This window comes from Maricaulis sp. B-26 (assembly GCF_056857855.1).
Window position 1 is genome coordinate 134,311 of sequence record NZ_JBSXNX010000024.1, and the last position, 24,853, is coordinate 159,163.

General features: G+C 65.6%; 27 protein-coding genes. 12 read left to right on the forward strand and 15 right to left on the reverse strand.

All coding sequences use genetic code 11. The annotated features are described in order from the left end of the window. Nucleotides 1-3 precede the first annotated feature (3 nt). The 5 genes from AC13HB_RS11250 (at nt 4) to AC13HB_RS11270 (ending at nt 3,511) form a co-directional block, all read left to right on the forward strand. Nucleotides 4-807, forward strand: coding sequence for a cytochrome c1 (locus AC13HB_RS11250; protein WP_482949849.1), 804 nt, complete (start codon nt 4-6; stop codon nt 805-807). A gap of 84 nt (nt 808-891) precedes the next feature. After that, nucleotides 892-1,764, forward strand: coding sequence for an S-methyl-5'-thioadenosine phosphorylase (locus AC13HB_RS11255; RefSeq protein ID WP_482949850.1), 873 nt, complete (start codon nt 892-894; stop codon nt 1,762-1,764). 75 nt (nt 1,765-1,839) lie between these two features. Next, nucleotides 1,840-2,247: a lysozyme inhibitor LprI family protein gene (locus tag AC13HB_RS11260; protein ID WP_482949851.1), complete on the forward strand. Its 408-nt coding sequence runs from the start codon at nt 1,840-1,842 to the stop codon at nt 2,245-2,247. Nucleotides 2,248-2,357: 110 nt separating this feature from the next. Next, a complete protein-coding gene (locus tag AC13HB_RS11265; protein ID WP_482949852.1) occupies nt 2,358-2,885 on the forward strand; it encodes an adenine phosphoribosyltransferase in 528 nt (175 codons plus the stop codon). Between the two features lie 158 nt (nt 2,886-3,043). Continuing rightward, on the forward strand, nt 3,044-3,511 hold the full coding sequence (locus tag AC13HB_RS11270; protein WP_482949853.1) for a hypothetical protein: 468 nt from the start codon (nt 3,044-3,046) through the stop codon (nt 3,509-3,511). A 24-nt stretch (nt 3,512-3,535) separates the two neighbouring features. Here AC13HB_RS11270 and AC13HB_RS11275 read toward each other — a convergent pair whose 3' ends face one another. Beyond that, a complete protein-coding gene (locus tag AC13HB_RS11275; RefSeq protein WP_482949854.1) occupies nt 3,536-5,032 on the reverse strand; it encodes a S10 family peptidase in 1,497 nt (498 codons plus the stop codon). A gap of 106 nt (nt 5,033-5,138) precedes the next feature. Beyond that, nucleotides 5,139-5,912 carry a hypothetical protein gene (locus AC13HB_RS11280; RefSeq protein ID WP_482949855.1) on the reverse strand — a complete coding sequence of 258 codons (774 nt, stop codon included), beginning with the start codon at nt 5,910-5,912 and terminating at the stop codon, nt 5,139-5,141. Nucleotides 5,913-6,046: 134 nt separating this feature from the next. On the opposite strand from AC13HB_RS11280, the gene AC13HB_RS11285 reads away from it, so the two are divergent. Both AC13HB_RS11285 and AC13HB_RS11290 read left to right on the forward strand, forming a co-directional pair. Then, nucleotides 6,047-6,943 carry a 23S rRNA (adenine(2030)-N(6))-methyltransferase RlmJ gene (locus AC13HB_RS11285; protein ID WP_482949856.1) on the forward strand — a complete coding sequence of 299 codons (897 nt, stop codon included), beginning with the start codon at nt 6,047-6,049 and terminating at the stop codon, nt 6,941-6,943. 5 nt (nt 6,944-6,948) lie between these two features. Next, nucleotides 6,949-7,854: a PhzF family phenazine biosynthesis protein gene (locus AC13HB_RS11290; RefSeq protein ID WP_482949857.1), complete on the forward strand. Its 906-nt coding sequence runs from the start codon at nt 6,949-6,951 to the stop codon at nt 7,852-7,854. Between the two features lie 22 nt (nt 7,855-7,876). Here the strand turns inward: AC13HB_RS11290 and AC13HB_RS11295 are convergent, their stop codons facing one another. The 9 genes from AC13HB_RS11295 to lgt all read right to left on the reverse strand — a co-directional run bounded on the left by AC13HB_RS11295 (nt 7,877) and on the right by lgt (nt 16,331). Beyond that, nucleotides 7,877-8,755: an enoyl-CoA hydratase-related protein gene (locus tag AC13HB_RS11295; protein WP_482949858.1), complete on the reverse strand. Its 879-nt coding sequence runs from the start codon at nt 8,753-8,755 to the stop codon at nt 7,877-7,879. 80 nt (nt 8,756-8,835) lie between these two features. Further along, nucleotides 8,836-10,083, reverse strand: a complete 1,248-nt coding sequence (locus tag AC13HB_RS11300; protein WP_482949859.1) for a multidrug effflux MFS transporter — start codon at nt 10,081-10,083, stop codon at nt 8,836-8,838. Between the two features lie 120 nt (nt 10,084-10,203). Then, a complete protein-coding gene (locus AC13HB_RS11305) occupies nt 10,204-10,656 on the reverse strand; it encodes a group III truncated hemoglobin (protein WP_482949860.1) in 453 nt (150 codons plus the stop codon). Nucleotides 10,657-10,748: 92 nt separating this feature from the next. Beyond that, on the reverse strand, nt 10,749-11,846 hold the full coding sequence (gene ychF / locus AC13HB_RS11310; RefSeq protein ID WP_482949861.1) for a redox-regulated ATPase YchF: 1,098 nt from the start codon (nt 11,844-11,846) through the stop codon (nt 10,749-10,751). A gap of 4 nt (nt 11,847-11,850) precedes the next feature. Continuing rightward, nucleotides 11,851-12,459: an aminoacyl-tRNA hydrolase gene (pth, locus tag AC13HB_RS11315; RefSeq protein WP_482949862.1), complete on the reverse strand. Its 609-nt coding sequence runs from the start codon at nt 12,457-12,459 to the stop codon at nt 11,851-11,853. 96 nt (nt 12,460-12,555) lie between these two features. Further along, nucleotides 12,556-13,212 (reverse strand): 50S ribosomal protein L25/general stress protein Ctc, encoded by a 657-nt coding sequence (locus AC13HB_RS11320; RefSeq protein WP_482949863.1) that lies wholly within the window; start codon nt 13,210-13,212, stop codon nt 12,556-12,558. Between the two features lie 163 nt (nt 13,213-13,375). Beyond that, entirely contained in the window at nt 13,376-14,308 is a 933-nt protein-coding gene (locus AC13HB_RS11325; RefSeq protein WP_482949864.1) for a ribose-phosphate pyrophosphokinase, read from the reverse strand. 70 nt (nt 14,309-14,378) lie between these two features. Further along, the gene (locus AC13HB_RS11330) at nt 14,379-15,464 is read right to left on the reverse strand and encodes a class I SAM-dependent methyltransferase (RefSeq protein WP_482949865.1); all 1,086 of its coding nucleotides are present in this window, start codon (nt 15,462-15,464) and stop codon (nt 14,379-14,381) included. 3 nt (nt 15,465-15,467) lie between these two features. Then, complete coding sequence (gene lgt, locus AC13HB_RS11335; RefSeq protein ID WP_482949866.1) at nt 15,468-16,331, reverse strand: prolipoprotein diacylglyceryl transferase; 864 nt, start codon at nt 16,329-16,331, stop codon at nt 15,468-15,470. Between the two features lie 114 nt (nt 16,332-16,445). Between lgt and AC13HB_RS11340 the strand changes: the two genes are divergently transcribed. The 3 genes from AC13HB_RS11340 (at nt 16,446) to proC (ending at nt 18,210) form a co-directional block, all read left to right on the forward strand. Then, complete coding sequence (locus AC13HB_RS11340) at nt 16,446-16,757, forward strand: accessory factor UbiK family protein (RefSeq protein ID WP_482949867.1); 312 nt, start codon at nt 16,446-16,448, stop codon at nt 16,755-16,757. Nucleotides 16,758-16,855: 98 nt separating this feature from the next. Then, nucleotides 16,856-17,359 (forward strand): type III secretion system chaperone family protein, encoded by a 504-nt coding sequence (locus tag AC13HB_RS11345; protein WP_482949868.1) that lies wholly within the window; start codon nt 16,856-16,858, stop codon nt 17,357-17,359. 8 nt (nt 17,360-17,367) lie between these two features. Further along, nucleotides 17,368-18,210 carry a pyrroline-5-carboxylate reductase gene (proC, locus tag AC13HB_RS11350; RefSeq protein WP_482949869.1) on the forward strand — a complete coding sequence of 281 codons (843 nt, stop codon included), beginning with the start codon at nt 17,368-17,370 and terminating at the stop codon, nt 18,208-18,210. A 93-nt stretch (nt 18,211-18,303) separates the two neighbouring features. On the opposite strand, the gene AC13HB_RS11355 is transcribed toward proC, so the two are convergent. The 4 genes from AC13HB_RS11355 to uvrC are packed head-to-tail and all read right to left on the reverse strand — an operon-like array spanning nt 18,304 to nt 22,927. Beyond that, nucleotides 18,304-19,620, reverse strand: a complete 1,317-nt coding sequence (locus AC13HB_RS11355) for an ATP-binding protein (RefSeq protein ID WP_482949870.1) — start codon at nt 19,618-19,620, stop codon at nt 18,304-18,306. A 12-nt stretch (nt 19,621-19,632) separates the two neighbouring features. After that, nucleotides 19,633-20,334 (reverse strand): response regulator, encoded by a 702-nt coding sequence (locus tag AC13HB_RS11360; protein ID WP_482949871.1) that lies wholly within the window; start codon nt 20,332-20,334, stop codon nt 19,633-19,635. A gap of 59 nt (nt 20,335-20,393) precedes the next feature. Next, on the reverse strand, nt 20,394-21,011 hold the full coding sequence (locus AC13HB_RS11365) for a CDP-alcohol phosphatidyltransferase family protein (protein ID WP_482949872.1): 618 nt from the start codon (nt 21,009-21,011) through the stop codon (nt 20,394-20,396). 5 nt (nt 21,012-21,016) lie between these two features. Further along, nucleotides 21,017-22,927 (reverse strand): excinuclease ABC subunit UvrC, encoded by a 1,911-nt coding sequence (uvrC, locus tag AC13HB_RS11370; RefSeq protein WP_482949873.1) that lies wholly within the window; start codon nt 22,925-22,927, stop codon nt 21,017-21,019. Here uvrC and AC13HB_RS11375 point away from each other — a divergent pair. Both AC13HB_RS11375 and AC13HB_RS11380 read left to right on the forward strand, forming a co-directional pair. Continuing rightward, complete coding sequence (locus tag AC13HB_RS11375; protein WP_482949874.1) at nt 22,926-23,708, forward strand: SDR family oxidoreductase; 783 nt, start codon at nt 22,926-22,928, stop codon at nt 23,706-23,708. The two genes, uvrC and AC13HB_RS11375, sit on opposite strands and share 2 nt — an antisense overlap. Next, a complete protein-coding gene (locus AC13HB_RS11380; protein WP_482949875.1) occupies nt 23,705-24,133 on the forward strand; it encodes a dihydroneopterin aldolase in 429 nt (142 codons plus the stop codon). The genes AC13HB_RS11375 and AC13HB_RS11380 overlap by 4 nt, the downstream gene beginning before the upstream one ends. Nucleotides 24,134-24,853: the final 720 nt, after the last annotated feature.

Sequence of the window (24,853 nt, forward strand, 5' to 3'; positions counted from 1 at the left end):
ATCATGAAAATGACCCGTATTTTCGCCGCTGCCCTGGCAGCCTTCGGTCTCTCCTCCGGTGCCGCCATGGCATTCGAGGGCGAGCAGCATGCGCCGCACCAGCACCACTGGCACCATGACGGTCCCTTCGGCACCTATGACCGCGAGGCCATTCAGCGCGGCTTCCAGGTCTACCAGGAGGTCTGCTCCTCCTGCCACGCCATGGATCTCATGCGGTTCCGCAATCTGGGCCAGTCGGGCGGTCCGTTCGAGGATGAGCGCTATGCCAACCCGAACGACAATCCGATCGTCATGCAGATCGCCGCGTCCTACATGGTCATGGACGGTCCGAATGATGACGGCGACATGTTCGAGCGTGAGGGGCTTCCGTCCGACGCCTTCCCGGCGCCGTTCGAGAACGAGCAGCAGGCCCGTGCCTCCAATGGCGGCGCCTACCCGCCGGACCTGTCTCTGATCGTCAAGGCCCGTACGGGCGGCGAGAACTACATCTACTCGCTGCTGACCGGATACGAGGAAGCGCCGGAAGACGCCCACCTCGCGGCCGGCCAGTACTACAACCCGTATTTCGCAGGTGGCGCGATCGCCATGGCTCCGCCGCTGGTCGAAGGCATCATCGATTATGCCGACGGCACGGAAGCCACGGTCGAGCAGATGGCCGAAGACGTGACCACCTTCCTGAGCTGGGCGGGCGACCCCCACATGGAAGCGCGCAAGCAGATGGGCGTGATGGTCCTCTTCTACCTCTTCATCTTCGCAATTCTCGTCTATCTGGCCTATCGCCAGGTCTGGGCGAACGTGAAGCACTAGGCCTTGCGCCGACTGTAATCCGAAAGGCCGCGAGCGGGTTCGTTCGCGGCCTTTTCTGTTCAAGCGCCGGAATCGAGGGGCGGTATGACGGATTGGACACTGGGCATTATCGGCGGCTCGGGGCTCTATGCCCTGCCCGGGCTCGAGGACGTGCGGACCGAGACGGTGGATACGCCCTGGGGCGCACCGTCCGCGCCGCTGACCCGGGGCCGTCTCAATGGGGTCGAGCTGGTCTTTCTGCCGCGACACGGACCGGGGCATGTCGTCCCGCCGACGGAGATTCCCTTTCGCGCCAACATAGCCGCCCTGAAAATCGCCGGCTGCAGCGATATCGTTGGCATCTCCGCCTGCGGCTCCCTGCGCGAGGGCCTCGCACCGGGCGATTTCGTCGTCGTCGACCAGTATGTCGACCGCACCCACAGCCGGGCGAGGAGCTTTTTCGGCGAGGGCTGCGTTGCGCACGTGCCGATGGCGGACCCGGTCTGCGGCAGGCTGGCGGGCTTGCTGGCCGATGCCGGCGAGGCGGAAGGCCTGCGCATTCATCGCCGCGGGACCTATCTCGTCATCGAGGGACCGCAATTCTCCACGCGTGCCGAAAGCGAGCTCTATCGCAGCTGGGGCATGGATGTGATCGGCATGACCAACATGCCCGAGGCGCGGCTCGCCCGGGAGGCCGAACTGCCCTACGCCTCCATCGCCATGGTCACGGATTATGATTGCTGGCATGACGGCGAGGCGAGCGTGGACGTGGAAGCCGTGCTCGCGGTCATGAAGGGAAACACGGTCAAGGCGCGCCGCCTTCTCGAACGGCTCACCGCCTCGCTGGAGTCTCGCCCGCGCCCGCCGTCGCCGGCCGGGATCGAGACCGTGCTCGACAAGGCCGTGATCACGCCGCCTGCGGCCCGGGATCCGGAACTGGTCGCCCATCTCAAGTCCATAGCCGGACGCGTCCTCTGAGACGAAGGCACGACGGGCTTTCCCCGCTGGCCGGGCTCGTCCATAAAGACCGGGTATCGAAAAGGGGAGTTCATCATGGTGTCTGGGCTGTTGGCCGGATTGTGGCTGTTTGCCGGGCAGGCTCCGGCCATGCCGGAGACTGGTAGTGCGCGTCCCGCGCTGGAATGTGCCGAGCATGTCACCGACTGGCGCGCCCGCCGCGGATGCCTCGTCGATCTGCTCGAGACCGCCGCGGACGCGCTCGACTCCGCGGCAGAGGATGCGCGCGAGGAAGCCGCCGAGACCGATATGGACAGTGGCGGCATGTTCCGCGCCGAAGCGAGTTTCGAGGCTGCGCAGAGCGCCTGGCTGGCCTATCGCGATGCCGAATGCGACCGCCGGGCGGCGCTGATGTTCCTCAGTGCGGAATCGCGCGAGGAAATCGCTCTGGATTGCCGCATCGCCCTGACCCGGGCGCGGGCGCAGGAATTGCGCGAAAACTGACCGGCTACGGGCTACCGTCTACCGGCTGCGACCGCATATTGCGCCGGACCGGCCGGCATTGAACACTGGACGGGCCGGCCGGGCCGGTGCCGCGAAAGAGGTCTCGATCGATGGATCTGAAATCCGCCATCCGCTCCATTCCCGACTATCCCAAGCCCGGGATCATGTTCCGCGACGTCACCACGCTGATCGGCGATGCGCGGGCTTTCCGGGTCGCGGTCGACCAGATGGTCCAGCCCTGGGCTGGTGCCAAGATCGACAAGGTCGCGGGTACCGAGGCGCGCGGTTTCATCCTCGGCGGCGCGGTCGCCCACCAGCTCTCGGTCGGTTTCACGCCCGTCCGCAAGCGGGGAAAACTGCCGCATCGTACGCTGATCGAGGAATACGAGCTGGAATACGGCCAGGATGCGATCGAGATCCATGTCGACGCGATCCGCGAGGGCGACCGCGTGCTCCTGGTCGACGACCTCATCGCGACCGGCGGCACGGCGGAAGCCTCGATCAAACTCCTGCAGCGCGCCGGCGCGACCGTCGTGGGCGCCGCCTTCGTAATCGACCTGCCGGATCTGGGCGGAGCCAGACGCATCGAGGCGCTCGGCGTCCCGGTGTCCTCGCTGGTGGAATTCGAGGGCGAATAGGCTTCGCCCCCGGCGCGGATTACCGCTCTGGCGCCTTGCCTCGATGCGAATGGCTTGCAATGCTTCTGGTAAGTCTTGGAAACAGGAGTCTGGATTGATCGACTATCCGGAATGCCCGGCGACCCGGTTCCGGAATGGGGCGATGCGGGAAGGCTGACATGAAGGTTTCGACTGCACGCCGCAAAACCGGAAGCTGGTGGGGCCGGCACGGCATTCTCTATTCCGCCGCCATCGCGCTGATCGGTTTCGAAACCGCCATCTGGCTCTGGTGGGCGGCCATGGATATCGGCGTGCGTCTCGGCGTGTGGGCACGCGAAGGTGCCGGCATGGACGCCTATGCCTTTATCGCCAGCCTGCACTGGACCCAGGAAGTCTTCTTCTTTTCCGGACTGGTGCTGATCCTGCTGACGATGTTTCTCCTGCTTATGCGGAGCCGCTTCGCGCTGGTGTCCTATCTGGGCGCGTTCGCCGCCGACAAGGTCGACTGGTTCCTCGCCAATGAGAATCCCTACTATCAGGTCCTGCTGACAGGGCAGGCGCCGGTCTCGAGCTATGTCACGCTTTTCGGCCAGATCCTGTCGATCGGGCTGGTCGGCTGGCTGGCGGCGCGCGGCGCCCTGAAATAGGACGCCGCGCCCGGCCCTTGTCCGCTAGTCGCGGATCATGTCACGGACATCTTCGGTGAAGGTCACGAGCGAGGGCTCGTGGATGTACATCATGTGTCCGGCTTCATAATAGGTGAAGGTCACGCGGTCCTGGTCGAAACCGGGCTGGCTGAACATCAGCTCGGCCGCGAAGAAGGGCGTGGCCAGGTCGTAATAGCCCTGCGCGACCAGCACTTCGAGATCGGAGTTCTGGCGCATGGCGCGGGCGATCCACGGCGCGACATTGATGTAGTTGTTGTCGCCCGTGCGGCCGGCATCCCAGTTCCAGTCGCCGACGCCGCCGATGGTCGAATAGTATTCGGTGATGTCGACGCCGAGCGTACGGCCGAAATAGTCCAGCATGGAAGCGGTATAGCTGCCGTCGATGCCGTAGAAGCTCGGATCCTGTTCCGGACCTTCGCCGATCCCGTCGACTTCCGGACCGGTGAAACGGCTGTCCAGGCGGCCTACGGAGAGGCCTTCATCCCGACGCAGCTCGCGCATGAAGCGCCAGAGCGAGACACGCATGTTCGCGCGGTCGAGGAAGTCCTCGGACAGGCCGGTGAAGCGCGACAGCTCGCCGATGACGCGGGCCTTGCGGTCCGCCGGCAGATGCACGCCGTGCATCAGCGCCGGCATGTATTCCTCGATGGCGAAGCTGCGGGCATCGCCGAGGAAGGCTTCCAGATCGCCGTTCCAGGCCGAGCGGTCGACCTTGCCGTGATACCAGGCCGTGGCGGCAAAGCCCGGCATCAGGCCGACATAGCCGATATCATTGCCCTCGGACGTATCGTCATAGCGGAAATCGAGCACGGTGGAGATCAGGGCGACGCCATTGATGGCGACGTCGGTGAACCCGCCCTCCAGCTGGTTAAGAAGAGAGCCGATGCGCAGCGTGCCGTAGCTTTCGCCGAGCAGGTATTTGGGCGAGTTCCAGCGCTGGTTTTCCGACAGCCAGATACGAATGAACTGGGCCAGGCTCTCGGCGTCCTCGTTGACGCCCCAGAAGTCGGCGCCTTCGGCTTCTCCGAGCGGGCGGCTCCAGCCGGTGCCCACCGGATCGACGAAGACGAGGTCGGCGACGTCCAGGATGGAGTGGACATTCTCGACGACGTCATAGGGCGCGGCACCGTCATCGGTGGCATTCGGCAGGGCGAGCCGCTGCGGGCCGAACACGCCCATATGCAGCCAGAGACTGGCCGAACCGGGGCCGCCATTGAAGACGAAGGCGACCGGACGCGTGCGCGGATCGCCGTAGCCGTCCGCGATATAGCTGGTCGAGAAGATGGAGGCGGTCGGATTGCCGTCCTCGTCGCGCAGGAAGGTCTCGCCGGCCGTGGCGGTATAGCGGATGCGCTCGCCGTTCACATTGACCTGGCCGCGGCTTTCATAGACGCGCGGCGCCTCGGCGGCGGCGCTGTCGTCCTGGCCCCCATTGTTCTGGGCCGTCGCGGCAGTGGAGATGAGCGCCGCACCGAGGGCGGCGGCAAGAAGTCGGATCATTGGTGTCTCCCCGATCTGGTATGCGGGGAAACTAGGCCGCTATTCCGGGCCTGGGAAGGGGCGAGCCTGCCTCGGTAATGTGGTGATTGGCAACCCGCCGACCGCCTCAGCGTTTCTTTTCCACCAGCAGGGTCTCGGGCCGCCGCTCGCGCGCGGTCTTGAAGAGCTGAAAGCTCTGATTGACGAAATTCGTCACGTCCAGGATCGAGTTCATGAAGCTTTTCAGCTCTTCGGTACGCTCGGCTTCGACCAGACGGATCGGCGCAGCCGGGTCCGGCGCCTCGAAGCGGACATAGAAGAGCGGCTCGCCTCGCTTGAGGATGAGATCCTTGTTGAGGTCGTGCCACTCGAAGGCCCACATGTGAACCCGAGGCCAGATATCAGCCGGGAAACGTCCGCACAGCATGACGCCGGGGCGCTGCTGGGTCTCGTAATGCAGGAAGGGCGGGAACTGGTTCACATAGAGCGGGTCGTCGGAGATGAAGACGAAGGGCGTGACCAGCTGCAGCATGGGACGCTGCGGATGGCGCCACTCGTTCTGCGGCGAGAGCATGAGGATCTGCTGCAGGCCGGCCGGGCGCGTCGAGGCCATCGGGCCTTCCACATTGGTCAGCTGGAGCTGGCCCTGGGCGTTCTTCACCATGCGCAGATGCAGATCGACCGGACAGTTGATGACGAAATGCCGGCGGTCGAACTCGATCGCGGCCGGGCAGGACTGGGCCGATTTCGACGTGGCCGGCCGCGGATTGTCGAAGCTGACCGGTTTCGGCGCGTCCCAGATCAGGCTCGCCTTGTCTTCCTTGAAGAACCAGCCGGCCTTGTAGACCCGGCGTTCCTGCGCGGCTTCTTCCTGCAAGCGGCGGTAAAGTTTGACGAACATGCTTCCCCTCACGATCTGTGCCCCGAAACTATGACAGGCCGGACGATCTGGCGACCCGGTTTTCAGATGCCTGTCCGCTATTGCGGGAGACTTCCCGGATGGCCATGGACCGGTGTTCACGCTATAGCGCCGCCATGAATTACAGACACGCTTTCCATGCCGGAAATTTCGCCGACGTTCTCAAGCACAGCGTGCTCGCCCTGTGCCTCGAACATCTCAAGACCAAGCCGAAAGCCTTCCGGGTGATCGACACCCATGCCGGGATCGGCGGATACGATCTCTCCTCCAGCGAAGCCGAGCGCTCGCCGGAGTGGAAGGACGGGATCGGCCGCCTGCTCGATGCCGATCTGCCCGAGCCCGTCTCCGAAGCGCTGGGCCCGTATCTCGACATCATCAGGGAGATGAATCCGGACGGCATGCGCCATTATCCCGGCTCGCCGGAGATCGCTGCCCGCCTGGCACGCGAGGAGGACCGCCTTCATCTCTGCGAACTTCACGCCGAGGACTCCAAGACGCTCGACGCCCGCTATCGCCGCGACAAGCGCGTGAAGGTGGAACAACGCGACGGCTACAAGGCGCTCAAGAGCCTGCTGCCACCGAAGGAAAAGCGCGGCCTGGTCCTGATCGACCCGCCCTTCGAGGATCGCGACGAGCTGGCGCATATGGCCGAGGCCGTGATGGGCGCGCTGCCGCAATGGCCGACCGGGACCTATATCTTCTGGCGCTCGCTGAAGAATCTCTGGGCCGCCGACCGCTTCGACAACGGGCTCGCCGAGTGGCTCATTTCGGAAAAGGGGCTGGAGCCGGAAAAAATCCTGCGCGCCGATCTGTGGACCCGTGACCTCGCGAGCGAGGGCAAGCTGGCCGGGGCCGGCGTGGTCGTCGTCAATCCGCCTTACTGGCTGGAGGAAAGACTGGTCGCAGCGCTGCCCTGGCTGGCCGACACGCTCGCCCAGGGCGATGGCTATGGGTGGCGCGTGGATGGCGGCCTGACCGAGGAAGACCTCGATGACGCGGCCGAGGAGGTCTGAGCGCGATGAGCCATCCCTATTTCATTCTCGACGTCTTCACCGGCCATGCCTATGCGGGCAATCCGCTGGCCGTGGTGTTCGATGCCGACGGTCTCGACGATGCCGACATGCAGGTCATTGCCGGCGAGTTCAATCTGTCCGAGACGGTCTTCATCACCGAGCCGGCCGGGCGCGACGCCGATTACGGCCTGCGGATTTTCACGCCGACCGAGGAATTGCCCTTCGCCGGTCACCCGACGGTGGGGGCCAGCGTGGCGCTGGCCATGAAGACGGGTGCCGCGCAGGGCAAGGTGCGCCGTTTCGTGCTCGAGGAGCGCGTGGGAGACGTGACGTCCGATGCCCGTCTGGACGACGACCGGCTGGGCTCGTCCCGCTTCTTCGTGCCGCGCCTGCCCGAACAGCTTGGCGAACTGCCGGAGCTGGACGGCATGGCAGAAGCTCTGGGTCTCAATCCGGGCGATCTGCTCGACACGCCGGTTACGGGCGGTATCTGGTCCGCCGGCGTTCCCTTCGCCATCATTCCCGTGCGCTATCCCGAAGACCTGGCCCGCATCCGCATCGACATGGCAGCCTTCGAGCGTGTGTTCGGCGGCGACGAGCCGGTCTGCGCCTATGTCGTCACCAAGGCGAGTGCGACCAAGCACACGCCGGACTGGCGTGCGCGCATGTTCGGACCGCATCTGGGCATTGCCGAGGATCCGGCGACCGGCGGTGCGGCTGCGGCCTTTGCGGGCCTTGTCGCCGAACAGGCCGGTCTCGGCGATGGCGAACATTCCGTCAGCCTCTTCCAGGGCCTGGAGATGGGCCGGCCGAGCCATATCCGCCTTCGCCTGCGCAAGGAGGGCGGCAAGCTCGCCGAGCTGATGATGGGTGGCGAGGCCGTGAAGGTGGCCGAAGGCACGCTGCTCTAGCGAAAGCCCGGTCCGGTAGGCCCTAGTACGTGTCCTCGCTCTCGTCCCACCAGGGATACCAGGGCGGCATGTCGGTCGAGGGCTTCATCGGGAAGTCCGGCGCGCGTTTTTCCAGGAAGGACATCACGCCCTCCTTGGCGTCCGGTCCCATGCCGGCGTAGAGAATGCCTTTCGTCTCGACGCGGTGGGCCTCCATCGGACTGTTCGCTCCCAGCATTCTCCAGGCCATGCGCCTCATCAGCGAGACCGAGACCGGTGCGCAGCGCTCGGCGATCAGGCGGGCGCGTTCGCGGGCCTCGGCCATCAGATCCTCGGCGGGCACGACCTTGGCGACCAGCCCGTTCTCGAAGGCTTCGGCGGCCGAGAAAGTGCGGCCTGTCAGTCCCCAGTCCATGGCGGTGGAAATGCCGACCACGCGCGGCAGGAACCAGCTCGCGCAGCCGTCCCAGACGATGCCGCGCTTGGCGAAGGGATAGGCGAACTTCGCCTCCATCGAGGCGAGACGGATATCCATGGGCAGGATCATGGTCGCGCCGATGCCCACGGCGGCGCCGTTGATCGCGCCGATCACGGGCTTGGTCGAATTCCAGATGCGCAGATTCATCACCCCGCCCTGGTCGCGCCAGCGCGGATCGCTGTCGTCGAACTCGCCGCTGTCCTGCGCCCTGGAGACGAGATCGAAGGTCTCCGCGCCGGTCGAGAGGTCGGCGCCGGCGCAGAAGGCTGGCGTCTCGCCCGTCACGATGATTGCGCGCACGCCGTCGTCCACATCGGCCTCGTCGAAAGCCGCGACGACCTCGTCGCCCATCTCGTAGGTGAAGGCGTTGAGCCTGTGCGGACGGTTCAGCGTAAGGGTCGCGACCTGGTCCTCGACCTCGTAACGGATTGCTTTGAACGACACTTCGACCTCCCGGTATGTTCGGCCGGAACGCTAGCAAACCCTGCGCGGCGTGGCACCCGCTATTGCGGTATCGTCGCCGTCTATTCGGCCCCGTCTTCCTCGACGACGGCGAACAGCTTTCCCCGCTCCGTCATGAAGACGAAAACCAGCGCCAGCGCGGCCAGCAGGGTCTGGCTGACGATGAGCGGGACGGGACTGCCGTCATACATCTGGCCGATCGCCGAGCCGATCAGGGCGCCGACCACGCCGGTCATGAAGCCATAGGCCGCCGATGCTGTTCCCGCGACGTGACCGACAGGCTCCATCGCCAGCGCCGAGAAGTTCGCGGCGATCAGGCCGAGGAAGGCCATGGCTGCCGCCAGCAGGACGAGGAAGAGATAGAGATTGTCGATCCCGGCCATCAGGATGATCGCGTGAATCGCACTGATCGCTGTGAAGGCGACCAGTGCGCCGTGGGACAGGCGTCGCTGGCCGATCCGCATGACGAGGCGGGAATTGATGAAGCTGGTGACGCCGATCCCGCCCGCAATGGCCGCGAAGGCGATCGGGAAATGTCCGTCGGACAGGCCGAAATGGTCGACGAATATCTGCTGCGACGTGCCGAGGAAGCCGTAGAGGCCGCCGAAGAAGGGCATGGCGGCAAGCGTATAGCCGACCATGAGGCGATGGCGCGTGGTCTCGTGGAAAGCCGCGATCAGCGAGCGCAGCTTCAGGCGCACGCGGAATTCGGGATGCAGGGTTTCCGGCAGGCGCAGCTGCAGCCAGACCATGAGGGCGGCGCCGAACAGAATGAGAAAACCGAACAGCCAGCGCCAGGGCGCGACGGTCAGGATAACCTGGCCGAGCGCGGGGGCGAGAACGGGGACGGCCATGAAGGCCGTCATCACCATGGACATGATCTCGGCCATGCGTCGCCCCGAGGCGACGTCGCGTGCGATCGCCACGGCGATCACGCGGCAGGCGGCGGCCGCGGCACCCTGAAGGAAACGGGCGACCAGCAGCAGGTCGAAGGAGGGCGAGAGCGTGCAGATCAGGCTGGTCACGAGGAAGAAGCCCAGCGCGGCCTGGATGACCGGCTTGCGGCCGAAACGGTCGGAAAGGGGGCCATAGGCCAGCTGGGCCGCGCCGAAGCCGGCAAGATAGGCGGTGATGACGAATTGCTGGTCGTTCGCCGCCGCGACGCCCAGATCGCGCGCGATATCGTCCAGTGCCGGAAGCATCATGTCGATCGCCAGCGCCACCACGGCCGTCATGGCGACGAGCAGGGCGACGAATTCTGTCAGCGAAAGCGGGAAGCTGTCGCCCAGGGGGCGTTGCGAAGTCACCATGACTGTCTCCGGGAAAACGCGCCGGATGGCGCGTTCCGGTGAATATGTGACCTGCTCAGGGCGGGCGCAACCCGCCGGGCGCGGTCAAATACGGACAGCCCCCATACGCAAACGGGCGTGTCAGCCCTGAGGCACTGTCGTGTAGGGATCGTAGAAAAGATGGGCCTGGAAACTGCCCGCGATCCTGTTGGCGCGATCGAGGAAGGCCGCTTTGGCAGCCTCGCCGAGGCCGAGTTCGTCCAGCGTCTGCGCGAAGAGGCCGAGCCAGCGCTCGAAATGCGCCGGCGAAATCTCGGCCTTCAGCTTCATGTGCGCCGGCATGGGACGGCCGCCATAGCCGCCGTCATGAAAGACGATGGCCGACCAGAAGCGCTTCATCGTCTCCAGATGCGGTTCCCAGCGATCGCCGATCGCCTTTTCGAAGACCTGACCGAGCATGTCATCGCTGCGGACGTGACCGTAGAAGGTGTCGACCAGCTCCGAGATCATCTCGGCGGTAATGCCCATGGCATCGGCTTCGGTCCGCGCCGCCTGGCGCGCTTCGGTGACGCGAAGCTGGTAATTGGCAGACATGACAAGGTCCGTAGCTGGTGAAATCGCAGTCTGGCGCAGGCCGGGCGAGCTGCCGATGCGGTCCGCTGACGCAGTGCCAGGGCGAGGGGCTCCTAGACGTTGAAGCGGAAGTGCATCACATCGCCGTCCTTGACGATGTAGTCCTTGCCTTCCGCCCGCATCTTGCCGGCTTCCTTGGCCGCGCTCTCGCCGCCGCAGGCGACGAAATCGTCATAGGCGATGGTCTCGGCCCGGATGAAGCCCTTCTCGAAATCGCCGTGAATGACGCCGGCGGCCTGCGGGGCGGTCCAGCCTTCGCGGATCGTCCAGGCGCGGGCTTCCTTCGGGCCGCAGGTGAAATAGGTCTGCAGGTCCAGCAGCTTGTAGCCGGTGTGGATGAGGCGATCGAGGCCGGCCTCTTCAAGGCCCAGCTCTTCGAGATATTCGGTGCGCTCCTCGTCCTCGAGCAGGGCCAGCTCGCTCTCGATCTTGGCGGAGATGACCACGGCCTCGGCGCCTTCTTCCTCGGCGCGCTTCATGACGATTTCGGAATAGGCATTGCCGGTCGCGGCGCTGTCCTCGTCGACATTGGCGATGAAGAGGACCGGCTTGGTGGTCAGCAGCTGGAGGCCGCGCCAGGCCTTGCGGTCGTCCTTGTCGACCTCGGCAAAGCGCGCCGGCCGGCCGTTATTGAGCTGTTCCAGCGCCAGATCGACGAGCGGCAGGAGCTGCTTGGCTTCCTTGTCGCCGGTCTTGGCCTTCTTCTCGAGATTGGTGCGGCGCTTTTCCAGGCTTTCCAGATCGGCGAGCATGAGCTCGGTCTCGACGGTTTCCAGATCCGCCAGCGGGTCGATCTTGTTGGCGACGTGGGTGACGTCGTCATCGTCGAAACAGCGCAGCACATAGGCGATGGCGTCGGTCTCGCGGATATTGGCCAGGAACTGGTTGCCCAGGCCTTCGCCCTTCGAGGCGCCGGCAACGAGGCCGGCGATGTCGACGAAATTCATGCGCGCCGGGATGACTTCCTTGGAACCGGCGATCTCGGCCAGCTTCTGCAGGCGCGGTTCCGGCACGGCCACGTCGCCGACATTCGGCTCGATCGTGCAGAAGGGATAGTTTGCCGCCTGCGCCGCCGCCGTCTGGGTGAGCGCGTTGAACAGGGTCGACTTGCCGACGTTCGGAAGTCCGACGATGCCGCATTTGAAACCCATGGTGTCAGTCCTTGCTTTGGGGCGGGCCGGGCCGCTTGATTTCGGGCGCGGGCGCCTTGTGCGTCACGCGGGTCTGGAAGGCGTCGTAATCGCCGGCAGCCAGCAGGTCGAGACTGTCGGCGATCGCGTCCAGAAGGTCGATCAGCCAGTCCTCTTCAGCCTTGGCGAAGTCTGACAGGACATAGCCCGTCACACGGTTCCGATCGCCGGGATGGCCGATGCCGATGCGGGCGCGGCGAAAGTCCGGGCCGATCTGGCTGGTGATCGACTTGATGCCGTTATTGCCGGCCGCGCCGCCGCCCGTCTTCAGCCGGAACTTGCCCGGGGCGAGGTCGAGCTCGTCGTGGAAGACGACGATATTCTCGGTGTCGACCTTGTAGAACTTCGCCGCCTCGCCGACCGAATGGCCGGAATTATTGTAGAAAGTCTGGGGCTTGAGCAGGAGGAGCTTGTTCGAGCCGATGGTGAGTTCACAGCACAGGCCCTGGAATTTCTTGCGCCAGGGACCGGCGCTCCAGGCATGGGCGATCACGTCGAGTGCCATGAAACCGACATTGTGCCGGTTCCGCAGGTATTTCGGTTCGTAATTGCCGAGCCCGGCCAGGATCATCATCGCCAGATACTCTTGCTGTTCGCTGCGGATACAAAATCAGCGAAGCCGGGTCCGGCTTCGCTGATCGTGTAGTCCAGACCGTGCAGGGTCGAAGGCTTAGTCTTCGCCTTCGTCCTTCTGCTTGATGACTTCCGGCTCTTCCGGCGTCTCCTCGGCACCTTCCTCTTCCTCGGATTCCGGCGTCAGGACGGCGCGCGAACCCTGCAGGGTGGCGACGGTGAAGTCGCGGTCGGTGATGGTCGGCTCGACGCCCTTCGGCAGCGGAATGGCCGAGATGTGGATCGAATCGCCGATGTCCAGGCCGGTGAGGTCGGCTTCGACCGAATCCGGGATGGAGCCGGCCGGGCAGAGCAGTTCGACCGTGTGACGCACGATGTTCAGAACGCCGCCGCGCTTCATGCCCGGGGAGGCTTCCTCGTTCACGAAGTGGACCGGGACCTCGACGTCGATCTTGGTGTTCTCGTCGACGCGGAACAGATCGACATGCATCGGCTGGTCGGAAACCGGGTGGAACTGGATGTCGCGGGCGATGACCTGCTGGCTCTTCCCGTCGTGCTTCAGCTCCATCATGTTGGAGATGAACTGGCCGGTCAGCAGCGCCTTTCGGACTTCATTGCCGCGCAGATTGATCGCGACCGGGCCGGGCTTGCCGCCATAGAGGACGCCCGGAACCATGTCTTCACGGCGGGCAGCGCGAGCCGCGCCCTTGCCGGTCTCTTCACGAACGTCAACGTTGAGAACGATGTTGCTCATCGGTCCTGTTCCTTAAATGCAAACGCCGCCTCCTGCGCCATCGCGGGCGGCGATCTATCCTGGCCTTGCGCCACAGTGTTATTTCGAGCGGCGGGCTATAGCCGATCCACAAGCGCTGCGCAACACCGCGAGCGCGCGAGAGTCAGCGAATTCCGCCGGATTGTCAGTCGAACAGCTTCGACACCGACTCGTCATTGGCGATCCGGCGGATGGCTTCGCCGAGCAGGGGGGCGACGGACAGGTGCCGGACCTTGTCGGTCTGCGTGGCACCAGGCAGTTCGGTGATCGAGTCGGTGACGACGAGTTCCTTCAGTGCCGACTTGGCCACGCGGCCCTGGGCGTCGTTGGAGAGCACGCCATGCGTGACATAGGCCGAGACCTCGGTCGCGCCCTTCGCGAGCAGCGCGTCGGCGGCATTGCAGAGCGTGCCGCCGCTGTCGCACATATCGTCGAACAGGATGCAGCGCCGGCCTTCCACATCGCCGATGATATTCATCACTTCGGACACGCCGGCCTTGGGGCGGCGCTTGTCGACGATGGCGATCTCGGCATCGAGCAGTTTGGCCAGCGCCCGGGCGCGGACCACGCCGCCCACGTCCGGCGAGACGATCATCAGATCGTCGGTGCGGTAATTGCGGCGGATATCGTCTTCCATCACCCGGGTGGCGAAGAGATTGTCCGTCGGAATGTCGAAGAAGCCCTGGATCTGGCCGGCATGGAGATCTACGGTCAGCACGCGGTGGGCGCCGGCCTTGGCGATCAGATTGGCGACCAGCTTGGCCGAGATCGGCGTACGGCCGCCGGTCTTCCGGTCCTGGCGGGCATAGCCGAAATAGGGAATGACGGCCGTGATCCGCTTGGCGCTCGCGCGGACGAGCGCGTCGATGCAGATCAGCAATTCCATGAGGTGGTCATTGGCCGGGGACGAGGTCGACTGGATGACGAAGACGTCCTCACCGCGCACATTCTCATCGATCCGTACAAAGATTTCGCCGTCGGCGAAGCGTTCGATCTCGCTCGCGGTGAGCGGGGCGTCGAGATAGTCCGCAATGGCTTGCGCAAGCGGACGGTTCGACGTTCCGGACATCAGTTTCATGGTGGAGGACCCCGATTCCCAATTTGCGCGGTGATTAACAGAGCCCGGCTTTGGAATGAAGCCGAAATCCTCAGCGCGGGGCGAATCCCGGGGGCGTCGGGAGCCTCTGGCTGTCGATGCAGACCAGTTTGAAGAGCCGCCCCATCTGGTCCGGATCGGTCAGACGCCAGACCTGACGGGCGATCTTGGCGCGCTGTTCGGGTGCGGCCTGAGAGAGGGCCGCCGCACGGGCCTCCATGCCCAGCCCGGTTAGGAATTCGCCCTGTTCGACGGGGCCGTATCCGGTCAGGTCAAGCGCGTCGGCAGCAGTGAGGAGAGACTGGAAGTCCACCCGCGCCGTGAGGTCCGCCGTACCCGGCTCGTCGAGCACGGGTACTTTCTTATGAGCCTTGATCGCCTGCAGCGTATCGCCGGTCTCGCTGAGCGCCGGGCCGTAATCGATGAAGAGGGCGCGACCGGCATCGGCGTCGAAGCGTTTCGCCAGCGCCTCGAGGACCTGCAGATCGCCGGGCCGCAGTTCGACGAGGCTGTCTTCCGGCGTGTCGCGCAGGGGGGCGGGCACCAGGGTCTCATCGACGCCGAGCGGCGGGCCGAGCACGAAGACGAAGCGCTCCCCGTCCGCGTCCAGCCCCACCATGCGTTCATGCCACTGGCCGTCGCGCTTGATGGCCTGGCGCACGGGCAGGCAGTCGAGGAATTCGTTTCCGGCCACGATGGACGGACCGGCGGGCACGGCTTCGAGCCGGTCGACCCAGGAAATCTGCGCGCCGCTGGGGCCGAGGGTCTGGGCCTGCACCGCCTTGAGGGCGGCGCTGGCCTCGATCAGCACGATGCGGGCCGCGTCCATGAAGCCGGGGACGGTCCGCGCGGCGCGCAGCGCATCGGCCATCATCGTACCGCGGCCCGGGCCGAGCTCGATGAAGTGGAAGGGCGAGGGTTTGCCCATATCCATCCAGGACTGGGCCGCCCACAGACCGACCAGCTCCCCGAACATCTGGCTGATTTCCGGTGCGGTGATGAAGTCCGAACCGGCGCCGATCGGGTCCTTGGTGGCGTAGAAACCGTCGCGCGGGTCGAACAGCGCTTCGGTCATGAACTGGGCGATCGAGACCGGACCCGCTTCGCGGATCCGGTCGCGCAGTCTTTCGGCAATCATGGCTCAGACCTTGGCAGGCTGTGCGTTGAGCGCCCGGCGGACGAGCCAGGCACCGGCGATGATCATCGGAATGGAGAGCAGCATGCCCATGGTCACATAGCCGCGCAGGGCTTCGGGCATGTGCAGATCCGGCTCGCGCACGGTCTCGAGGATGGCGCGGAAGAGGCCGTAGCTGAGGAGGAAGAGGCCGGCATTGAGGCCCGGCCGCTCCAGCGAGCGGAACTTCCAGGTGGCGAAATTGATGATGGCGAAGAGGGCGAGGCCTTCCAGTGCCGCTTCGTAGAGCTGGCTGGGGTGGCGGGCGACGCAGTCCGGGTCGGTCGCGAAACGCATGCCCCAGGGCAGGTCGGTCGGCCGGCCCCAGAGTTCGCCATTGATGAAATTGGCGATGCGGCCGAAGAAGAGTCCGATCGGCGTGACCACGGCGGCGGCATCGGCGATGCGCCAGAGATCGAGCTCTTGCCGCCTGGCGAAGACCCAGAGTGCGAGCGAGACGCCGATCAGTCCGCCATGGAAGGCCATGCCGCCCTGGGTGATGCCGAGAATGATGTCCTGCGGCCGCTCCCAGATCATGTCGGGCATGTAGAAGATCACATAGCCGAGCCGCCCGCCCACGATCACGCCGAGTGTGGCCCAGATCAGGAGATCGTCGACCTGCTCGCCATTGAAGGGGGCTTTCGGATTTTTCGTACCGGCCGGATTCCACAGGCCGGGGCGCCGGGACAGCGAGACCATGTAGCGCCAGCCCAGCAGCAGGCCGGCGATATAGGCCATGGCGTACCAGCGGATGGGCAGTTCGAAGTCCCAGGGCGTGGGAATGGCGAAAATGACCGGGTCGAAACTGAAACTCGGTTCGCAATAAGGCATGTATCACTCGGCTTTTTCGGGCGCGGCACCTGCAGATGTGACGGAAGCGCACATTGCGCTTTTGCCCCATGGGCCGCATATAGGCGGTGTTGAACTCTCTAATGGCTTTCTTTGATGCAAACGCGCAACCCGCTTCTGAATGATTTTGCCGATCTGATGACCGACGCCTTCGGCGCGGCGCAGGCCATGGGCGAGGAGGCCCAGGCGGTTTTCCGGGCCCGGGCCGACCGCATGGTCGCCGAGATGGACCTGGTCAGCCGCGAGGAATTCGATGCGGTCAAGGCAGCGCTCGACGAGGCGCTGGGCGAAATCGATTCGCTGAAAGCCCGGCTCGATGCGGTCGAGAAACCCGCCAGGCCGAAATCGACCGCGAGCCGCACCAAGAAGGCTGCGAGCAAGCCGCGCGCGACGAAATCCACCGACTGATCCGCGCTTCACCCGCGCTTTTTATTGCGCCTGACGCGGCGCAGACATACCGTCATTGGACGGTGTGAGTCGCCGCGCAGACGAAGGAGACACCTCCAATGGACCTGCTGTCAGATGATTTCGCACCCTCTGTGACGGATCCGCTCGACGCGGTCGAACAGGCGGTGATTGCCGAACAATATCCGTATGATCGCGACGAAACCGGCGAGCTGCACATCAGCACGCCCGGCGCCTGGCGCGATCACCAGATGTGGTTTGCCTGGCGTCCGGACCTGGACGCGCTGCACATCTGCTCCAGCCTCGATCTCAAGGTTCCGGCCAACCGCTTCCGCGAAGTGTGCGAGCTCGTCGCCCGCCTCAACGAAAAGCTCTGGCTCGGCCATTTCGACATCTGGGCGGATGACGGTTCCATCGTCTATCGCCATGCGATTTCGCTGCCCAATGGCGAAACCGTGTCTCCCTCCCAGGCCGCCGCGATGATCGCGGCTGCGCGCGAGGCGGGAGAACGCTTCTATCCGGCCTTCCACTTTCTCGTCTGGGGTGGCAAAGGAGTGGAAGAAGCGGCCGCCGCAGCGATGTTCGAGACGGCCGGCGAGGCCTGATACGGACCATGACCAAGACACTGAAGATCGCACTGGTTGGCGGCGGCAATATGGGCGGCGCGCTGGCGGCCGGCTGGTTGCGTAAGAAACGCAGCGGCGTCGACCCGGCCAATCTCGTTATCGTCGACCCGGCGCCGGGCGAGGCCGTCCAAGCCCTGATCGCAGAACACGGGCTGACCGCCGTCGATGCGCTGGACGAGTCCCTGGCCGCAGAAATCGATCTGCTCGTGCTGGCGGTGAAGCCGCAAATGCTCGAACAGGTCGCCACGCTGATCTCGCCGCATCTGGGCGCCGAGGCTGCCATTCTCTCCGTCATGGCCGGCGTCACCATCAACCGTCTGGCGATGGCTTTCGGCGATCGACCGATCGTGCGCGCCATGCCGAACACGGCCGCTGCGGTCGGTGCGGGCATGAGCGTCTGCGTCGCCAATGAGGCGGGCGAGACGATCAAGGATGCGGCCACGCGTCTCCTGAAAGGCGCCGGAACGGTCGAGTGGGTCACGGACGAGCGCCTGATCGGCGCCGTCACCGCCGTCTCCGGCTCGGGCCCGGCCTATGTCTTCCTGCTGGCCGAAGCACTGGCCGGTGCCGCCTCGGCGGAAGGCCTGCCGCGCGATCTCGCCGAGAAGCTGGCCCGGGAAACCATCGTCGGCGCGGGAGCTCTCCTCGCCAAGACCGACAAGTCGCCCCAGGAATTGCGCCGCGCCGTGACCTCGCCTGGCGGGACCACCCAGGCTGCCGTCGACGTGCTGATGGGCCGGGGCGGCGGTCTGCCGGAGCTCGTCCGCCAGGCCGTGACGGCGGCCGAACGCCGCTCGCGCCAGCTCGGCGCCAACGGGAATGACCGCTAGCGGCTATTAGCGTGATCTGATGAGCTCAGTACTCCCTCTCCCCGGGGAGAAGGCGAGCGCGTGGCGCGGTTCGTCGCCGTCGCTGATTGGCACCTACCCCGGCAAGCTCAGCACCGCCTGTAAGCCACCCATCCCGCTTCGCCCGAGCCGGATATCGCCGCCGTGATTGCGGGCGACGTCGCGGGCGATGGCGAGGCCGAGGCCGACGCCCTTGCGGTTCTGGTTGCGGCTTTCGTCGAGGCGATTGAAGGGGGTGAGCGCCTCGGCGTAATTCTCCTCCGCGATGCCCGGACCGTCATCCTCGACGCGGATCTCCACGCGTGAGCCGGCGCGGGCGACGGTGACGCGGGCATGCTCGCCATAGGTCAGGGCATTGCCGACCAGATTGGCGACGGCGCGGCGCACGGTGGGCACGCGGATATCCGCCTCGATCGGGCCTTCGGCAATCAGCTCGACTTCGCCGCCCTGCCGGGTGGCGGCCTCGACGGTGTCGCGCACGAGGGCGACCAGATCGGCATGCTCGGTCTCGTCCGTCGCCTGGCCGCGAGCGAAGTCGAGATATTCGTCGAGCATTTCCTCCATCTCGTTGAGGTCGCGCTTGGCGTCCTCGCGCTCCGGGCTTTCGGGCATCAGGGCCAGCTGCAGTTTCAGCCGCGTGAGCGGCGTGCGCAGATCGTGGCTGACGCCGGCAAGCAGGGCGGTGCGCTGGTCGAGATGGCGGCGGATGCGGTTGCGCATTTCCAGGAAGGCATGGGCGGCCTGGCGGACCTCGGCGGCTCCGGCGGGCCGGAAATGGGCGACGTCCTGGCCGCGTCCGAATTGTTCCGCGGCGTCGGCGAGGCGGCGGATCGGCTTGACCTGGTTGCGGATGAAGACGACCGAGACCGCCGTCAGCAGCGAGGTCGCGCCGATGATCCACAGAAGGAAGATATGCCCCGTCGTGGCGAAGACGCGCTCGCGAACGGCGATGAAGCGCAGCACGCCGCCATCCACTTCGACGCGCACATCGACATAGCTGGGATAGCGCGTCGTATCGAACCAGAACCCGTTGTCCAGCTGATCCGAGAGCGCCCGCCGCAGGGTCCGGTCCAGCGTGCGGAAGAAGGAGGACCGGCGCGAGGTCGGCAGGCTGTCGCCGGCCCGGTAATCGACCGAGAGCTGCATGGTCTCGTAGGCCGTCTCCGCATAGCGCTCGAAACTCGCCGGATCGTCCGCCGACTGCTCGTAGAGCGCCGTCATCATGGCGATATCGCCGGCCACGCCTTCGGAGAGGCGGCTCGTCACCGTCTCCCAGTGCTCCTCGAAGAAGGACCAGGCCACTGCGACCTGCATCAGCGCCACGGGCAGCACGATGATGAGCAGGGTGCGGGCGAACAGGCCCTTGGGAAGGAAGCGGCGCAGCACGGCCATGATGCGGACCTCCTAGTCCTCGAAGACCGGGTCGCCGACGAGGCGATAGCCCTCGCCGCGCACGGTCTGGAGGTGGAGGGGCTCCTTCGGATCGTTCTCCAGCTTGCGGCGCAGGCGCGTGACCTGCACGTCCACCGCCCGCTCGCCGCCGCCCGTCCGTTCGGACAGGGAGAGACGCGACACGGTCTGTCCGGCGGATGCGGCGAGGGCGGAGAGGAGGGCGCTCTCGCCGCCCGTCAGCCGCACCGGCTCGCCTTCGCGCATGAGAATTTCGCGGCCCAGATCATAGCTCCACGGTCCGAACTCGACCCGCTTGATCGCCGCGGCAGCCGGGCGGGCCCGGCGCAGGATGGCATTGATGCGCAGGATCAGCTCTTCCGGTTCGAAGGGCTTGGGCAGATAGTCGTCCGCGCCGAGGCTGAGCCCGCGGATCCGGTCTTCGGATTCGCCGCGCGCCGTGAGCAGCATGATGGGCGTGTCGTTCTGCTCGCGGATCGCCTCGGTCAGCTCGAACCCGTCCATGCCGGGCATCATCACGTCCAGCACGAGAAGATCGAAAGCCAGAGAATTGAGCGTGGAAAGCGCCTTCTTCGCGTCCGGCGCCGTGGAGACGCGATAGCCGCGCTCCTGCAGATAGCGCTTCAGCAGCGACCGGATCCGGTCGTCGTCATCGACAACGAGAATATGCGCGTCATCACCGGCGAGGTCCGCCATGCCGTCTCCTGAAAAGCCTCGCGCAGCATGCCCCGCTCCGCCCGCCCGCTCAAGCGCGCTTATGCTTTGCGGGCCGGGGGTTTGAGGTAGGCGAGGCCGGTTGCGAGGCTGAGGGCGGCGGTGAGCCAGACGGCGCCGATCCAGATGGTCAGGGCGATGTCCGAGGTGTGCCAGCCCGCGGGCACGGCGATCAGCGGGAAAGCCGTGACGATCAGCGCGAAGGCGGTCTTCAGCTTGGCCGAGGGCGAGACGGGCAGCGTCTCTTCCGGCTGGTCCTTGCCGACCATGCGCGCCAGGGTGATGACGGCGTCGCGCAGCACGATGGCGGCGACCGGGACGGCCAGCTCCAGCGGCGCATTGAGGATCATCGTGTAGACGACGAGATAGGCGTTCACGAGAATCTTGTCGGCGATCGGATCGAGCACGCTGCCGAAGGCGCTCTGGGCCGACCACCGGCGCGCCAGATAACCGTCCAGCCAGTCCGAGGCGGCGGCGATCAGGAAGGCGAGAAGTCCGGCGAAGGCGAAGCCTTGGGCCACGGCGCGCGGTTCGCCGAGCATGGCCGGGACGGGCTGCAGGCCCTGAGACCAGGCGAAGGAGAGCCAGAGCGCCGTCGCACCGGCGAGGGCGAGGACGATCCGCAGGACGGTCAGGATGTTGGGAATGTGTCGCTGCACGCGCGCTACCTCTGAAACCAGTCGTGTATTCTTTTGGCCATGGCTTTGGATACCCCGTCAACCGCTTCGAGGTCGGCAAGGGCAGCGCGGCTGACGGCCTTGGCGGAGCCGAAATGGGCGAGGAGCGCCTTCTTGCGGGCGGGGCCGATACCCTCGATCGCGTCGAGCGGGTTCTCGGTCATCTGTTTCTTGCGCTTGGCCCTGTGGCCGCCGATGGCGAAGCGGTGGGCCTCGTCGCGCAGGCGCTGGAGATAGTAGAGGACCGGGTCCTTCTGGGGCAGTTTGAAGGGCGCCTTGCCCGGCAGATAGAAGGCCTCGCGGCCCGCATCGCGCTCGGGCCCCTTGGCGATGGCCGCAATGGGCACGTCGGTGACGCCCAGCTCCTCGGCGACCTCCAGCACACTCGACAATTGCCCCTTGCCGCCGTCGATCAGGACGAGGTCCGGCACGGGCGCGCCGTCCTCGCGCTCTTTCTGCAGGCGCGAGAAGCGCCGGCGCATCATCGCCGCCATCATGGCGAAGTCGTCATTCGTGGCTGCGTCGTCGCCCTTCATGTTGAAGCGGCGATAATGGTTTTTCTCGAAGCCCTCCGGGCCCGCCACGATCATGGCGCCCAGGGCGTTCGTGCCCTGGATGTGGGAGTTGTCGTAGACCTCGATGCGCTGGGGCAGGTCCTCCAGTCCGAAGACGCGCTGCACGCCCTTGAGCAATTGGGTCTGGGTGGCGCTTTCCGAGAGGCGCCGGGCAAGGGCCTCGCGGGCATTGGTCTGCGTCCGGTCGACCAGTTTGCGCTTCTCGCCGCGCTGCGGCGTGTGCAGCGTCACCTTGCGCTCGGCCTTGAGGGAGAGGGCGTCGGAAATGAGGTCCGCCTCCTCAATCTCGTGCGAGAGCAGGAGCAGACCCGGGGCCGGCTTGTCGTCGTAGAATTGCGCCAGGAAGGCAGCCAGCACATCGCCCGGCTCGGCCTCGGCCTCGTGGCGCGGGAAGAAGGACTGGTTCCCCCAGTTCTGCCCGGCCCGGTAGAAGAAGACCTGCACGCAGGACCGCCCGCCATCCTGGGCGACGGCGATGACGTCGGCTTCCTCCACGCCTTCCGCATTGATGCCCTGGTCCGTCGTCACGGCGGCGATGGCGCGGATGCGGTCGCGCAACCGGGCGGCGGTCTCGAAATCCATCGCCTCGGAGGCGTCCTGCATGCGCGCCTGCAGCTCCCTGCGCAGACTGTCCGAGCGGCCGCGCAGGAAGTCGGTCGCCTCCTTCACCAGCTCGTCATAGGCCGCCGGCTCGACCAGATCGACGCAGGGGCCGGCGCAGCGCTTGATCTGGTAGAGCATGCAGGGGCGCGAGCGGCCCTCATAGACGCTGTCCGAGCAGGTGCGGATCAGGAACGCCTTCTGCAGCGTGTTGAGCGTCTGGTTGACCGCGCCGACCGAGGCGAAGGGACCGAAATAATCGCCCTTCGCCTTGCGCGCCCCGCGATGCTTGAGCAATTGCGGCGCCGCATGGTCCTTGCGGATGAGGATATAGGGGAAGCTCTTGTCGTCGCGCAGCAGGATGTTGAAGCGCGGCTTGAGGCGCTTGATGAGATTGGCCTCGAGCAGGAGCGCCTCGGTCTCCGTCTCGGTGACCACGAATTCCATCGACCGCGTCAGCGCGATCATCAGCGCGATGCGGTTGGAGTGTCCGCGTCCGGCGGCGTAATTGCTCACCCGGTTCTTCAGGTTCCGGGCCTTGCCGACATAGAGCACGGCCCCATCTTCGCCCAGCATACGGTAGACGCCCGGCTTGGACGGCAGCTGTTTCACATACTCGGCGATGATTTTCGGACCGCTCGGCGATTGCGCCGACGCGCCGGAAGCGTCATCTATCGGACCGGATTGCTGATTTGAGCCAGATTTTTGATTTGAGGACGTCATGGCGGACAAGATCGCGCTCGTTACCGGCGGCGGCAAGCGGCTGGGTGCCAAAATTGCGCAGGCGCTCGGCGAGGATGGCTGGCATGTCGTCGTCCACTACAACAGCTCCGGCACGGAAGCCCGGGCTGTCGAGGCGACGATCCGCGCCGCCGGCGGCAGTGCCGAGACCGCGCATTTCGATCTCGAGGACACGGGCGGCATCCGTGAGTTCATGGACCGGGTGGGCCGCGTCGACGCGCTGATCAACTCGGCCTCCATCTTCGAGATGGACCGGCCGGAACATGTCGAGGCAGAACATCTCGAGCGCATGCTGAAGGTCAATCTGGCCGCACCCGTCATCCTGGCTTCGGCCATGGCGGCGCGTCACGAGACGCGCGCTTCGGGCTGCATCATCAATCTGCTCGACCAGAAGCTCTTCAATCTCAATCCGGATTTCTACTCCTACACGCTCGCCAAATACGCGCTGCTGGGCGCGACGCGGACCATGGCCATGGCCTATGCGCCGCGCGTGCGCGTGTGCGGCGTGGCGCCGGGTATCACCCTGCCCTCGGGCGGCCAGTCGGAAGAGGAATTCCGGCGCGCCCACACGATGAACCCGATGCAGGGCGGCTCGACACCGGACGACATCATCCGCGCGGTGCGCTTCATCCTTGCGACGCCTGCCATGACGGGCGAGACCATCACCATTGATGGCGGGCAGCATCTCGATGCCCGCAACCGCGATGTGATGTACGCAGCCGGCGTACCGGAGGACGGGATGGCCGGAGAGGGGCAGCCGTGAGACTCGACCAGGTTATCGAAAACGCGCTCATCCATGCCACCGGCGACGATGTCTTCGTCTACCGCCTGGAAGGGGTGAAACTGGATATCGAGATCGGCATCCACGACTATGAGCGCGGCGTGAAACAGCGCGTCCTGGTGGACGTCGTCACCCTCGTCTCCAAGCAATGGTGCGGCAGCGACGATATCGCGACGGTCGTCGATTACGACTACATCCTGCACGGCATCAAGGCCCTGGAAGGCAAGCAGTTCGACCTCCAGGAAACCCTCTGCGGCACTATCCTCGACCTCTCGCTGGAACCCGCCGCCGTCGTCGCCGCCCAGGTCACGACCCGCAAGGTCGACGCCTATCCCGACGCCGAAGCCGTCGGCCTCACACGGTTCCGCCGCAAGCTGGAAACGGGCGAGGGGACGTCACCGGGTTAGGGGCGGCGGGCTCTCGGCAAGCGATGAACGGGGAAGTGGCGCGGGGCACGCCGCTCAGCTCCGGTTTCCCCGGGCTTGTCCCGGGGCCTTGGAAGCGTCGATGAGTTCCACTCGGTGCCGTCTCCGAGACCCCGGAACCAGTCCGGGGGAATAGAGTTTGATCATTCCAATCTGTCATCCCGGCCGGCTAGCCCGCGCAGGCGGGCTGTAGAGCCGGGACCCATAAACGCGGGATTTTCCCGGAAGCGGGTTCGCTATCCACGTCGCGTCTGCTTCCGATGGACACCGGGCGTATGGGTCCCGGATCTCCGCCCGGCTCGGGGCCGGGCATGCGTCCGGGATGACAAGTCTGGAAGCGGCTCACCTGAAACCGTCACCTTGACGAAGGTAAGGGCCCAGTTCATGGGGCTGGGTGGATGCGATCAGGGCACTCCTGTCCCGCTTGGCGCCTCCGATGGATATAAGCCCGCTTGTCCAAAATTCCGCTTTGGGATCTGGGTCCTGACCTTCGTCAGGATGACGGTTTTCAGGGCGGAAAACGGAGATTTATCCCCGCCCTCAGAACCTCGCTTAGACTCACCCCGTTCTCGCACCGCTCGAGGCCCGGCCTGGTTCGCCGGGGGTGTGGGGAGTACGGAGCCTGCCCGTCTCTGCTGACTGACCAAAGCAGGGCCCGGTGGTGGCCATCGGTTCGGAGAGGCAGCAAAAGCGCTGACTGTC